Below are 13,294 nucleotides of genomic sequence, written 5' to 3'. Positions count from 1 at the left end.
GCCAGGGCGTGCGCGGGCCGTCGTCCGCGCTACGCCGCGCGGTCGAGCAATTCGGGCACGCACTGGGCGGTGGGGTGCGCCTTGAATAGGGGGATGAGTTCTCGGACCATTTGTACGCACCGTGGCGCGCCGATTCGCTCGGCCAGATTGAGGGAGTCGAGCGCTGCTGCGGCAGCGAGGTCTGGCTCCCTGAGATCAAGATGGCTTTTGGCCTGATACGCGAGGAAAACACCGCGAGTTTTGTCTCGGCTGCCAGGCAGCAGTTCCTGCCCCTCCCGGATGAGCTGGTGGGCTCGGCGGGTGTCACCGAGATCGAGCAGGCTCTGTCCGGAGTCGACTGCGAGGTCAGCTTCAGATAGCCACGAGCACCAGGCAGGCACAGGTTCTCCGGACGAGGCGGCAAGAAGGTGTTCCGCTGCGGCGAGGGCCCGCAGAGTGGCACGTTTCTCGCCCTGCGCTGCCATGGCTCGTGCAAGCCGAAGTTGTAGCAGCGACCGGGCAGCCGGGTGTCGGGTCCCGGACAGGGCTCGTTCGAGAATGCCAGCGGCCGTCTGCGGGTCGCGCCGCCAGGATGCCTGATAGGCGAGGTCTCCGAGCAGCGCCGCGCCCATATCCCGATCACCCCCAGAGTTGGCGCTGTGCAGGCCGGCGATCCAGTACTGACTCGCCTCGGCGTGAAGTCCGTAGTCGAAGCGGTGCCAGCCCACCGTTTGGCTCAGGCCCGCGGCAAGTGCGAGGAGGCGCAGCTTGACTGTCTGGCCGCATTGGCCGCCCTCGATGATGTCCGTGACCGTAGTCAGGAGTGCGTCAATGAGGGGCACGGTGTGCTGGCGTTGCTCGGTCGCCTGGGCGGTCAGCCGGGCGCTGGTCTCCTCCAGCAGGGTGACGAGATCCTCACCGACCGCTTTGGTGCCGTCGTTGTTGGCCCAAGCCCAGGTGTCGGCCGACGCCCAGGTGGAGGCCAGCGTAATCAGGGCGCTGCCAGAGATGGCTGTCAGGAAGGTACGGCGGGAAGCGCGTTCCATGGTCGTTCGCCATGCCTCTCGGAGAGCCGGAACCAGGCTGGCTGGACCGAGCGGAATCACCATGCCGCCGAGGCCCGGCAGCCAGTGGGCCACGAGTGGGATCGACCGCCTCGGCCGGAATCTCCAATGCCTCGGCGATGTAGGACTGGGAGTCCGCGTCGGGTGTGACTCCCTCCATCTCCCACTTGTAGACGCGTTGTTTAGTCGCGCCCGATCTCAGGCCGCGGCGTTCGGCTGCCCGTCGGATCTCCCGCGCGAGATCCACTCCTGTCATCCCGCGCGCCATCCGGGCTCTCGCCCATGGGTGCGTGTTCTCGGCCACGTCGCCATCCAATCAACCCTGCCTACACCGAGCGTAGCCGCGCACCGGCCGGGATGACCGCGGGATGACCGCCAACGCCTATCTCTGTCGGGACAGTTGGCCGACACTCGATCACTCCAGCGACACATCGCAGGTCGTGTAGGCGCCTCTGGCCCCGGCTCCCGGGGCGTCCGGGGGCCGGGGGCCGGAGGCCGAGCGTAAAATTGGCAGCGTGAACCCGCGACTGACTTTGCTCAGTACGGTGGCTTCCGGTGTCCCGGAAAGCAAAGTCTTCCGGCTGGCGCTCCAGCACGCCGTGGGTGAGTTGCGGGCTCTGGGTGGAATGATCCATCTCTGTGGTCCCACGTCCGCGTTGTGCCTGGCGTCGGCGGTCGGTCTGCCACCCGCTCTCACTCGTTCCTGGGAGATCATCGACCAGCAGAGTCCGCTTGCCCCGGCGCGTGCCCTGCACCAGGGCACCGCTGTATGGCTGCCGCTGCCTCCCAGCGGAGCCGCCGACGCCCCAGGGCCCGGCACAGGCCTGGCCGCCCTGCCGGTGTCCGGCGGGGGCCGCATCGTGGGCACCCTCACCGTTCTGACAGGCGACCGGAGCGAGCCGACCCCGGAACACTGGGACTTCCTCCGGACCCTCGTCGCCTGGGCCGAGGAGCGCATGTCGCAGGCTCCGAAGATGTCCGAATCTGCACCGACGGAGCCCGACGGTGAGCAGCCCCGGCAGGGGGTGCCAGGTCTCAGGGTCGGCTGGTGGGACTGGAATCTCCAGACCGACGAGCTTATCTGGGACGCGGCGATCATGGAGTTGTACGGCAGCAGGCCGGCCGATTTCACCGGAAAGATCCAGGACTGGATGCACATCCTCCACCCCGACGACCTGGCACCCACACTGGCAGAGGCGCAGCGGGCGATCCGCGACCACTCGGTGTACGAGGCCGTTTACCGGGTACGCCGTCTGGACGGCACGTACGGCTGGTCGCGGGCCCGCGGTATGCCCACGTACGACGAGCGGGGCCGGCCGCTCCGGATGGTCGGCGTGAGATGGGAGAGCAGCGAGTCGCCTTCCGCTCGGGACGCGCTCAGCCGGGCCCTTCGTCAGATGAGCGACGGTTTCCTGGCGGTGGACGCCGAATGGCGCATCATCTTCACCAACCTGGAAGCAGAACATGCGCTGGGCCTCTCTCAGGAGGAACTCTTCGGGCGTGTGCTGTGGGACCTGCCCGCCGCACGACGGATCAAGGGCCTGGAGCGTCGCTGTCAGAAGGCCGCCGCCGAGGAGAAGCCCGCCAGCTTTGATGTACGCATGCCGGACACGGGGCGTCGCTATCGGCTGCGGCTGGCCCCGGGGCCCGTAGGCCGCGCCCTCTACCTGACGGACGTCACCGAGAAACTGCATATGCAGGAGGAGCGCCGGGCGGCCGAGCGTGCCGCGTCCGAGCGAGCGGCCCAGATCACGGAGCTGACCGCGGCGCTCGCCAAGGCGACGACCTCACAGGACGTGGTGAACGCTGTCGCGCAGTGGGTGCTGCCAGCGTTCAACGCCGTCGGACTCATGGTGCAGGCCATCGAAGGAAACCGGCTCCTCGGTGTCGGGGCCGTCGGGTACGCGGACGACTTCCTGGACCTCCTGAACAGCCGCACCACAGGGGGCACCAGCCCGTCCTGGAAGGTGATCCGGTCCGGAGCAGCGGCGTTCCTGTCCTCGCCGCGGGAATACGCTGCGTACTCGCCCGATCACGCCGACCTGCCCGACATCGCCCACAAGCAGGCCTGGGCGTTCCTGCCGCTGACGGCGTCCGGTCACACCTTCGGGGTGTGCGTCGTGTCCTGGGACCGTCCGCATCGGCTCAGCGACGACGAGCGCTCATTGCTGACCACGATCAGCGCCCTCATCGCGCAAGCCCTGGAGCGGGCCCGGCTCTGCGACGCCGAGCGCATCCGGTCCCGCGAACTCCAGCGCAGCCTGCTTCCCACCGGCCTACCCGACCTGCCCGCATGCGTGACCGCCGCCCGTTACCTCCCCGCCGGGGAGGGCATGGACGTGGGCGGCGACTGGTACGACGTCGTCCCGCTCTCCAGCGGCCAGGTCGCCCTCGTCGTCGGCGACGTCATGGGCCACGGCCTGCCCGAGGCGGCCGCCATGGGCCGCCTGCGCACGGCCGTCCATACCCTGGCCGACCTCGAACTGCCCCCCGACGAAATCATGGGGCACCTCAACGACATTGTCGGTGACATGGGCGAGGAGTCGTACGTGACCTGCCTGTACGTGCTCTACGACTCCACCACACAGGTCTGCTCCATCACCCACTCCGGGCACCCGCCCCCGGCTCTGGTGCACCCCGACGGCACCGTGCTGTTCCCGAAACTGGGCGCCAACCCGCCTCTAGGTGCGGCCGAGCCGCCGTTCCAGACGGTCGAGCTGACGGTGCCCGAAGGCACCCTGGTCGTGCTCTACACCGACGGCCTCGTCGAGTCGGCGAAACGCGACATCGACGCGGGCATGGCAGACCTGGCCCGGCTCCTCCGCACCGCCCACGAGGACGGCCGTGACGCGGATCTGGAGCGCCTCTGCGACACTCTGACGGCTGGCCTGCTCCCCGCCGAGCACCAAGCGGCCGACGACGCAGCGCTCCTCGTTGCCCGCCTCCAGGCCCTGAACGCGGACAGGATGGCCTCCTGGCCGCTCACCGAGGACCCAAAGGCGGCCAGTCTGGCCCGCCGCCATGTCCGTGAACAACTCTCCGTCTGGGGCCTGGACGACCTGACATCCACCACGGAGCTGCTGGCCAGCGAATTGGTAGGCAACGTCGTACGGCACGCCAAGGGACCGGTCCGCCTGCGTCTGCTGCACGGAGCCGAGCTGATCTGCGAGGTCTTCGACGGCAGCCTCACGATGCCCCGTATGCGCCGCGCCGCGGACACCGACGAAGGCGGCCGCGGGCTGCAACTGATCACCGCGCTCTCGCAACGCTGGGGCAGCCGCTACACGGCGAAAGGAAAGTGCATCTGGACCGAGCAGGCCCTGCACGGCCCGGACGACCGCAGGAACCAGTCGTCCGATGCCTTGAAGCTGATGTTCCCGAACACGGATGGATTCGACAGAACAGGCGGATTCGACGTGGACCCGACCGGGCTCTCCTCCGGGGAGGAGGAGCAGTAGGGGCTACTTCAGGGCTATCGATCAACTCATCCACAACTCTTGAATATGCTCATCAAGTTCGATCCGTGGTTGACCTCGGGCCATAAGCAACAAATCCCGGCCGAGCCGCTCGCCAACCGCTCGGGGGTGGGGCACTTGCCCAGGAAACCGGGTAGTACCCCTCCTGTGTCGTGCCCCTCTGCGCCACCGCCGGACACTGGCTCCACTATGGTCCCTGCATGCCGCGTAAGCCCGACTCACAGCGAGGAGGCTCGCTAACACGCCAGTTGCCTCGGCTATACCAGCTTGCAGGCCCCGGGGCGGCACATGCTCGGCCGTCGCGAACAGGCAAGTCAGTCAGTGGAACTGACCGTCAAGGTGTAGCGCTCGGCTACGTTGCGCACCCGCTCGGCCACCAAGCCCTCGTGCTCCACGTTGAGGAAGACCAGGCCTGTGGTGGCTGACGAGTCGAGGGGTCGTGCCGATGACATCGCCCACGCCATACTTCATGTACGCGCTCACGGCGCCGGGCACTTGGAGCAGCGTGTCCACGTCCGGAAGTTCCTGGATCCTGCCCGGACGGATCGGAAGGTCACAGTTGACGACGATGCCGGGGGCATCGGTGCGCTGCCAGTCGGGTGTCAGCCCCAGGGAGGTGTCGATGAACGCCCCCCATAGATCCACCCCATGCTGCATCTTGACGCCTCGTGCGATGCCGCCGCCGGGACGGCAGGTGATCTCGCCTACGCGGAGGAAGAGCCTGTCTTGAACAGCTCCAGGTGTGTGATTCCTGAACGCAATCCGAGTGCCGCCACGACTTGGCGGTGCAGTCCGGCGATCTTCTCCCCGTCCGGGTGGGCCCCGGGCAAGACGTAAGAGCCGGTGAAGGCATCCGAGCGAATCCGCGTGGTCAAGGGCCGAGGCCGAGCCCGCACCGGCGGGTCGCCGAGCGCGATGAGCAGGCCGTGACCGTGTGGAAGGAGGCAACCTGGGACGAGGTAAATGAGCCCGGGCGGCCTGCGGAGGTTACGTCTGCTTCGAGGACGAAGCAGGCTTCACCGAAAGCCGCCCCGAGGACGCACCTGGGGCCGGCGCGGCCGCACCCCGGTCGTGACCGTCAGCGGGCGACGCCCCGGTGACGCGCTGGCTTTCGGGCCGGTTGCAGACCAGCGACCGCGCGGAGTCCGTCCGCCACTCACGCGATGCCTTCCGCTACTTCCTGCGCTGGCTCGCCAGGGCCCACCCCGAAGTCGACGCGATGACCCAGCTGGAGCGGCGGCACGTCGAGGGCTTCATGGCCCACCTGCACGAGCACATCAATGCCCGGACCGGCAGGCCGCTGACGGCACGGTCCCGCTACACCTATCTCAGCCCGCTGCTGCAGTTCTTCCGCGAGACCAGCCAGTGGGGCTGGAGCGATGTCCCGGGCCGCCCCCTGCTCGGCCGCTCGGACATGCCCAAACTCCCCTCCGCGCTGCCGCGGTTCATCCCCCGGGCCGAGCTGGACCGCCTCATGGACGCGGTCGAAGAACTCCAAGACCCCCACCAACGAGCCACTCTGCTTCTGCCGCGCTGGAGCGGCGCTCGACGCGGGAGATCGCACGGCTGACCTGGACTGCCTGGACGCCTACCTTGACGGCTATCCGCGGCTGCGGATCCCGGTCGGCAAGACCTACACCGAGCGCATGGTCCCGCTGCATCCCCAGGCGGCGGACGCCCTGCGCGACCTGATCGACGCAGCCAAGGCCGCGAACGCCGCGGCCCGCCACGACGCATGGGCCCAGCGGCCGGTCCGCTACGTGTTCATGCGACGGGGCAAGCCGATGGGCCGGCACTTCCTCTTCGAAGACGCCCTGGAGATCGCCTGCCGCAAGGCCGGACTCGTCGACGGCGACGGCAACCTCACCGTGACCGCCCACCGGTTCCGCCACACGGTCGGCACCCAGCTCGCCGACGGAGGCGCCCAGATCCAGACCATCATGGCGGTCCTCGGGCACCGCAACGCGCAGATGTCGGCCACGTACTCCCACATCAGCGGCCCCGTCCTGAAGGAGCAGTACGAGAAGGTCATCGCCGCCGGCGGACGGATCGCGGGACCGGCCGCCGAGGAGCTCCTGAACAGAAGGATCGGCGAGGGTGAGGCGGACGAGTCGGCGCTGACCGGAGAATCGCTGCCGGTGACCAAGAATCCCGGCGATGACGTGTACTCGGGGTCGGCGGTGTCGCGGGGCGGGCCGGTGGTGCGCATGTGGGCCCGGGAGCGGAACGAGCCGTGGCGAAGGGAGCGGTGCAGGCGATCCTCGGCCTCGCACAGGCCGGGTCACGTCCGCTGGAGTGGTGTATCGACGGCCACTCGGTGATCTCGTCTTTGAGGCTATGCGGTGAGTTCGGTGGGCAGGGTGGTGTCGTTGGTCTGTGACTCGATCGGGTGGAGGCGGGCTTTGGCGAGGGGTTCGCGGCTCATGTAGCGGCGGGCTTCGGTCCACTCGTCGTTCTGCTCGGCCAGGACCGCGCCGACCAGGCGGATCACGGCGGTGCGGTCGGGGAAGATGCCGACCACGTCGGTGCGGCGCCGGATCTCCTTGTTCAGTCGCTCTTGCGGGTTGTTCGACCAGATCTGCCGCCAGATCTCCCGCGGGAAGGCGGTGAAGGCCAGCAGGTCGTGCTGGGCGGAGTCCAAGTGGGATGCTGCCTTGGGGGACTTGGCCTCCAGTGCGTCGAGGACGTGCCGCATCTGGGCTTTCACGGCGTCGGTGTCGGGCTGTTCGAAGACGGTCCGCAGCAGCGTGGCCACCCAGGGCTGGGCCGACTTCGGCACCTGGCTCAGCAATTTTCTCGCGTAGTGGGTGCGGCACCGCTGCCAGGATGCGCCGGGCAGCACGGCGCCGATGGCGTCGACCAAGCCGGCGTGCGCGTCGGAGACGACGAGTTGGACGCCGGACAGCCCACGGGCGATCAGTGAGCGCAGGAAGGCCAGCCAGCCGGCCCCGTCCTCGGCGGTGGCCACGTCCAGACCGAGGATCTCGCGGTGTCCGTCGGCGTTCACGCCGGCCGCGATGAGCGCGTGGACGTTGATGCGGCCGCCCTCACGGACCTTCTGGGTCAGGGCATCGACCCAGACGAAGGTGTAGGGGCCAGCATCCAGGGGACGGTTACGGAAGGCGACGACCTGCTCGTCGAGGTGCTTGGCCATCGCGCTGACCTGCGACTTCGACAGCTGGGTGACGCCCAGGGACTCGGCGAGCTTCTCCACTCGGCGGGTGGAGACCCCGAGCAGGTAGGCGGTGGCGACCACCGAGATCAGGGCCTGCTCGGCCCGCCGACGTCGTTCCAGCAGCCAGTGGGGGAAGCAACTCCCGGACCTGAGCTTGGGGACGGCCAGTTCGACGGTGCCCGCCCGGGTGTCCCACTCGCGCGGGCGGTAGCCGTTGCGGTGGTTGACTCGCTCGTCGCTGACCTGGCGGTATTCGGCGTTGCAGAGGGCGTCGGCCTCCGCGGACATGAGCGCGTCGGCGAATGTTTTGATCATCGCGCGCAGCAGATCGGGACTCGCCGCGGCGAGGTTGTCCTCCGCGAGGGCGTGCAGGGGCAGACTGTCGGGTGCGGTCATCGTGCTGATCTCCTTCGAGGCTTCGACACTTCGAAGATCAGCCGGTGGCCGCTCATCTATGCGGGCACCATCCCGATGCCGGAGCAAACCCCCGGATCAGGTCGAACCCATACACCACTTCCCTGGACGCAACCCGCCGCGCCCCTGCACCCGCCTGCCCTGGCTGACGGATGCCCGCTCTCCCTGGGAAACGGCCGATGAGCCCGCAGGCGGCCATTCGCTCGTTCCTGACCGGTCGCCACAGGTGACCTTCGCTGCCGCAAGGCCGATACTGCCGGTAGAAACGTCGTGGCCGCGCCGCGTCCGCCGCGCCGCCCCCTGCACCTGACGACCCGCCATGGAAGTGAGCGTCCAGTCAGCACCAGTACCGCGAGCAGCCTTCGACCACCGTTACGCACTGTGACCAGCCGAGACGCGGGTTGATGCCCCGCTTGTTAGGCTCCGTAGGAGGTACCGATGAAAATGCTCATCAACGTCGCCGAAACCGTCGTGGCGGACGCGCTGCGCGGTATGGCGGCGGCCCACCCCGAGCTGACGGTCGACGTGGAGAACCGGGTCGTCGTGCGGCGGGACGCTCCCGTGGCGGGGAAGGTCGCGCTGGTCTCCGGCGGCGGATCGGGGCACGAGCCGCTGCACGGCGGGTTCGTCGGGCCCGGGATGCTCGCGGCGGCCTGTCCGGGGGAGGTCTTCACCTCACCGGTGCCGGACCAGATGCTGCGGGCGGCGGCAGCCGTGGACAGCGGGGCGGGCGTGCTGTTCGTCGTGAAGAACTACACCGGCGACGTGCTCAACTTCGACATGGCGGCCGAACTCGCCGAGGACGAGGGCATCCAGATCGCGAAGGTGCTCGTCAACGATGACGTGGCGGTGACCGACAGCCTCTACACGGCTGGACGGCGCGGCACCGGCGCGACCCTGTTCGTGGAGAAGATCGCGGGCGCCGCCGCGGACGAGGGTCAGCCGTTGGAGCGGGTGGAGTCGATCGGCCGGCAGGTCAACGAGAACTCCCGCAGCTTCGGCGTCGCGCTGAGCGCCTGCACCACCCCGGCCAAGGGCAGCCCCACCTTCGACCTGCCGCCCGGTGAGCTGGAGCTCGGCGTCGGCATCCACGGCGAGCCGGGCCGGGAGCGGCGGCCGATGATGACCTCGCACGAGATCGCCGACTTCGCGGTGCACGCCGTCCTGGAGGACATGAGCCCGAGCAACCCGGTGCTGCTGCTGGTCAACGGCATGGGCGCGACCCCACTGCTGGAGCTGTACGGCTTCGGCGCGGAGGTGCACCGGGTGCTCGCCGAGCGGGGTGTGGCCGTCGCCCGCACTCTGGTGGGCAACTACGTCACCTCCCTGGACATGGCGGGCGCCTCGGTCACCCTGTGCCAGATCGACGAGGAACTGCTGCGGCTGTGGGACGCGCCGGTGAGCACACCGGGCCTGCGCTGGGGCAGGTGACGTCGCGAGCGCCTCGACCGTACCTACCACGCAAGGGAGATCCAGTGCTCGACGCCGACTTCTTCCGCCGCTGGATGACGGCGACCGCCGCGTCCGTGGCCCGCGAGGCGGAATGGCTCACCGCCCTCGACTCACCCATCGGGGACGCCGACCACGGCACCAATCTTCAGCGCGGGTTCACGGCCGTACGGGCCGCGCTGGAGAAGGAGGCTCCACCGGCACCCGGCGCGATCCTGGTCCTCGCCGGGAAGCAGCTGATCTCGACGGTCGGCGGCGCGTCGGGGCCGCTGTACGGGACGCTGCTGCGGCGTACCGGCAAGGCGCTCGGGGACGCCGCCGAGGTGAGCGAGAAGCAGTTCGCCGAGGCCCTGCGGGCCGGGGTGGAGGGGGTCATGACGCTGGGCGGGGCCGCACCGGGCGACAAGACCATGATCGACGCGCTGGTCCCGGCGGTCGACGCGCTCGGTGACGGTTTCGCGACGGCCCGCGCCGCCGCCGAGGCGGGCGCCGAGGCGACCATTCCCCTGCTGGCCCGCAAGGGCCGGGCGAGTTATCTGGGCGAGCGCAGCATCGGGCACCAGGACCCGGGGGCCACCTCGTCCGCCCTGCTGATCGCGGCCCTGGCCGAGGCCGCCGCGGCGGAGGTGTGACATGAGCGGCGAGAAGGCGGTCGGGATCGTGCTGGTCTCGCACAGCGCCGAGGTGGCGTCCTCGGTGGTCGAACTGGCGAAGGGGCTGGCGGGCGGTGCGGCGACCGTGCCGGTGGCTGCGGCCGGCGGCCGGGAGGACGGCGGGCTGGGCACCAGTGCCGAACTGGTCTCCGCCGCGGCCGCGTCCGTGGACCGGGGCGCCGGGGTCGCCGTGCTCACCGACCTCGGCAGCGCGGTGCTCACCGTGAAGGCGCTGCTCGCCGAGGGCGACGAACTGCCGGGGAACACACGGCTGCTGGACGCCCCGTTCGTCGAGGGCGCGGTCGCCGCGGTGGTCACGGCGGCGGCGGGAGCCGACCTGGACGCCGTGGAGGCCGCGGCGTCGGAGGCGTACGGCTACCGGAAGGTGTGAGCAGCGGCCGGGGGCCTGGGTCCATGCCGACCCAGCCCCCGGACCGCCTGCGACGACGCGGGAGGCAGCGACGACAGCTGCCCGCGCCACGGCGTGAACTCCCCTGCTCTGCGGGGGAGTTCAGCCCGGAAGGAGCTTCAGCATACGTAATGCCCCGGCACTCCCACCAACTCCGGCCCTCTTGATGCGCTCCCCTCAACACGCCATATTGGTCCGGACCATTGTTCGTCCGGTGTGCGGGCCGTCCGCGCCGCCGTTCCCGGGGAGGCAGACCCGTGCGACGCGTTCCCGCCCCCGCTTCCCGCCGTCCCCGCGCGCCCGCTCGTGTCGTGGCACTGTGCGGTGCGCTGGCACTGCTCGCCGCCTGCGGCCGGAGTGTCGCGGACGACGGGGAGGGCGGCCGGCTACCCGGCGCTCCGACCGGCGTCACCGCCGCCGCGGGGAGCGCGAGCAGCGTGCACGTGATGTGGAACGCGCTGCCCGCGGCCTCGGACATCGGCACGTACGAGGTGTATCGCGGCACCACGAAGGTGAAGGCCGTACCGGCCCGTGAGCACATGGTGGACGTCATCCGGCTCAGCCCGTCGACCACGTACGTCTTCACCGTTCGGGCGCGGAGCACCGACGGCCGGCTCGGCCCGCGCAGCCGGCCGGTGCGGGCGACGACACCGGCCGCCGTCGCGGCCGACCACTCGGCCCCCAGCCGCCCGCTCGACGTGCGCGGCCGGACGATGGGCAGCCGGGCCGTCCAGCTGTCCTGGTCCCGTTCGACGGACGACCGGGGCGTGGTCTCCTACGAGGTCTACCAGGGCGGGACGAAGATCCACAGCGTCGGCGGCAGCCAGAGCGCCGCCGTGGTCACCGGCCTGCGGCCGGGCACCTCCTACGTGTTCACCGTGCGGGCCCGCGACGCGGCCGACAACCTCTCCCCCGCCGGCGCCCCCGTCCGGCTCACCACCGCGCCGGGATCCGACGACGGCCGGGCCACCGCGCCGTCCTCCTTCCGCGCCACGACCCACCGGACGGACGGGGCGTACTACCTCGACCTGAGCTGGGTCCCTCCGCGCACCGACGGTGTGGTGACGCAGTACCAGATACAGCTGGACGGACAGCCGGCCACCTCCCTCGTCTGGGGCGGCACGGCACCGCGCGCGAAGGCCTCGTACAGCTTCTACCTGGGGCGCGAGGCCGGGGTGAGCCACCGGGTGCGGATCCGGGCGATGCTCCCGGACGGCACCTGGGGCGGCTTCTCGCCCGAGGTCTCGGTGACGACCGGGAAGCCCTGAGCACCCGACCACACGGCCGCAACCGGGGGCAGCCCCGAGCACCCGACCGGGCGTCGGCCGCCCGGGCGGCGCCCACCCGTACGGACGCGCCCCGCATGCGGGCGGCCGTGGCGGGACGTTGGCTGGCTCCGAGGCAGCACGGGCGATTCCCCTATCTCCGGCGGCACATGGGATGGTCCGCCGACCGTGCCGCCGGAGGACAGTCCCATGCGCCATACTCAGCCCCCCTCACACTCCGCGGCCGTCGTCACGGCGGCCGCCCTCCTCGCCCTCGGTCCCGCGGCCGGCACCGCCGACGCCGCCGGCACCGGGATATCCGTCTCCGCCAACGGCTCGACGGTGACCGTGACGACCAGCGTGTGCAGCCAGGTCAACGGCCGCTGGGGCACTGCCTCGCTGCTCGCCGGCAACCAGACGAACTTCACCCAGGGACGCCAGGTGGCGCTCACCGGGACGGCCGGCGGCCAGGCGGCCGCCTGGCAGAGCGTGAGCCCCGGCACCTACACCGTGGCCGTCGTCTGTGCGAACAACATCACGGCGGGCACCCAGTCCATCAACGTCACCGGCGGCCGCGTCGGGCCGACCGTCTCGCCGAACGTCGCACCGAACGTCGCGCCCCCGAACACCCCGAACATCGCGCCCACGGCCGCGCCGACCCGGGGTGTGCTGGGCGGCCTGGGCGGGGGCGTCAAGGACTACGGGCCCCTCACGCTCACGGTCGGCGGGACCCTGGTCGGGGCGGCGGTGGTCGCCACCGGGTGGGCGCTGCGCCGACGTTCGAGGCCACAGCGGTTCTGACCGTCCTCACTGCGGGTCCTGCCCGGGCAGCTCGACGAACTCCTCCAGCGCGTGCCGGAGCCATTGCGCCCAGAAGGTCTCCAGGTCGATACCGGCGCGCAGGACCAGGTGCCGCAACCGATCCTCGGGGCTGTCCCTGCCGGGCGGGAAGTCACGCTCCTCGATCTCCCGGTACCTCGCCAACTGCCGCTCGTGCAGCTCCAGATGGTGCTCGAGGTCGGTCTGAAGGCCCGCGGTGCCCACCACGGCCGCCGCGCGCAGCCGCAGCAGCAGGGCGTCGCGGTAGGGCTTCGGCTCCTGGGAGGCGGCGGTCCAGCGGGCCAGTTCCGCGCGGCCCGCCGGCAGCACCTCGTAGTCCTTCTTCTGCCCGCGGGCCGGCTCCGTCGCCGGCAGGCCGCGGATCAGGCCGCCGGCCTCCAGCCGTCCCAGCTCGCGATAGATCTGCTGATGCGTCGCCGACCAGAAGTAGCCGATGGACTTGTCGAAGCGGCGCGTCAGCTCGAGCCCCGACGACGGCTTTTCGAGCAGGGCCGTGAGGATCGCGTGCGGAAGTGACATGGCGATCATCCTAGGGACGGGCCGCACACCGGCGGCGGTCCCGCGGGGCCG

The 13,294-nt window shown here is 70.4% G+C and carries 12 protein-coding genes; 8 read left to right on the top strand and 4 right to left on the bottom strand.

Annotated features, from left to right (window positions below):
• Positions 1 to 29: 29 nt before the first annotated feature.
• A complete protein-coding gene (locus tag ACIHCX_RS29960; protein WP_400034915.1) occupies positions 30 to 1,025 on the bottom strand; it encodes an XRE family transcriptional regulator in 996 nt (331 codons plus the stop codon).
• Between the two features lie 533 nt (positions 1,026 to 1,558).
• On the opposite strand from ACIHCX_RS29960, the gene ACIHCX_RS29955 reads away from it, so the two are divergent.
• A complete protein-coding gene (locus ACIHCX_RS29955) occupies positions 1,559 to 4,501 on the top strand; it encodes a SpoIIE family protein phosphatase (protein WP_400034913.1) in 2,943 nt (980 codons plus the stop codon).
• A 332-nt stretch (positions 4,502 to 4,833) separates the two neighbouring features.
• Here the strand turns inward: ACIHCX_RS29955 and ACIHCX_RS29950 are convergent, their stop codons facing one another.
• Complete coding sequence (locus tag ACIHCX_RS29950; protein WP_400034911.1) at positions 4,834 to 4,971, bottom strand: hypothetical protein; 138 nt, start codon at positions 4,969 to 4,971, stop codon at positions 4,834 to 4,836.
• A gap of 644 nt (positions 4,972 to 5,615) precedes the next feature.
• Here ACIHCX_RS29950 and ACIHCX_RS29945 point away from each other — a divergent pair.
• Both ACIHCX_RS29945 and ACIHCX_RS29940 read left to right on the top strand, forming a co-directional pair.
• Positions 5,616 to 6,089 (top strand): hypothetical protein, encoded by a 474-nt coding sequence (locus ACIHCX_RS29945; protein ID WP_400034909.1) that lies wholly within the window; start codon positions 5,616 to 5,618, stop codon positions 6,087 to 6,089.
• 1 nt (position 6,090) lies between these two features.
• Positions 6,091 to 6,840, top strand: coding sequence for a tyrosine-type recombinase/integrase (locus ACIHCX_RS29940; protein ID WP_400035214.1), 750 nt, complete (start codon positions 6,091 to 6,093; stop codon positions 6,838 to 6,840).
• A gap of 14 nt (positions 6,841 to 6,854) precedes the next feature.
• Here ACIHCX_RS29940 and ACIHCX_RS29935 read toward each other — a convergent pair whose 3' ends face one another.
• The gene (locus ACIHCX_RS29935) at positions 6,855 to 8,090 is read right to left on the bottom strand and encodes an IS256 family transposase (protein WP_400034907.1); all 1,236 of its coding nucleotides are present in this window, start codon (positions 8,088 to 8,090) and stop codon (positions 6,855 to 6,857) included.
• 456 nt (positions 8,091 to 8,546) lie between these two features.
• Here ACIHCX_RS29935 and dhaK point away from each other — a divergent pair, with 456 nt between their 5' ends.
• From dhaK to ACIHCX_RS29910, 5 genes are all read left to right on the top strand, one after another.
• Positions 8,547 to 9,539 carry a dihydroxyacetone kinase subunit DhaK gene (dhaK, locus tag ACIHCX_RS29930; RefSeq protein WP_400034905.1) on the top strand — a complete coding sequence of 331 codons (993 nt, stop codon included), beginning with the start codon at positions 8,547 to 8,549 and terminating at the stop codon, positions 9,537 to 9,539.
• Between the two features lie 44 nt (positions 9,540 to 9,583).
• Positions 9,584 to 10,189, top strand: coding sequence for a dihydroxyacetone kinase subunit DhaL (gene dhaL / locus ACIHCX_RS29925; protein WP_400034903.1), 606 nt, complete (start codon positions 9,584 to 9,586; stop codon positions 10,187 to 10,189).
• 1 nt (position 10,190) lies between these two features.
• Positions 10,191 to 10,601, top strand: a complete 411-nt coding sequence (locus ACIHCX_RS29920) for a PTS-dependent dihydroxyacetone kinase phosphotransferase subunit DhaM (RefSeq protein WP_400034902.1) — start codon at positions 10,191 to 10,193, stop codon at positions 10,599 to 10,601.
• Between the two features lie 275 nt (positions 10,602 to 10,876).
• Positions 10,877 to 11,887 (top strand): fibronectin type III domain-containing protein, encoded by a 1,011-nt coding sequence (locus ACIHCX_RS29915; RefSeq protein ID WP_400034900.1) that lies wholly within the window; start codon positions 10,877 to 10,879, stop codon positions 11,885 to 11,887.
• 207 nt (positions 11,888 to 12,094) lie between these two features.
• Entirely contained in the window at positions 12,095 to 12,685 is a 591-nt protein-coding gene (locus ACIHCX_RS29910; protein ID WP_400034898.1) for a hypothetical protein, read from the top strand.
• 6 nt (positions 12,686 to 12,691) lie between these two features.
• Here the strand turns inward: ACIHCX_RS29910 and ACIHCX_RS29905 are convergent, their stop codons facing one another.
• On the bottom strand, positions 12,692 to 13,243 hold the full coding sequence (locus ACIHCX_RS29905) for a PadR family transcriptional regulator (RefSeq protein ID WP_400034896.1): 552 nt from the start codon (positions 13,241 to 13,243) through the stop codon (positions 12,692 to 12,694).
• Positions 13,244 to 13,294 lie beyond the last annotated feature (51 nt).

The sequence above is a fragment of the Streptomyces sp. NPDC052043 genome, from assembly GCF_044548235.1.
In the GTDB taxonomy this organism is placed as follows: Bacteria; Actinomycetota; Actinomycetes; order Streptomycetales; family Streptomycetaceae; genus Streptomyces.
Note: the sequence above shows the minus strand (reverse complement) of the source record. Positions and strands in the feature narration are given on the sequence as shown.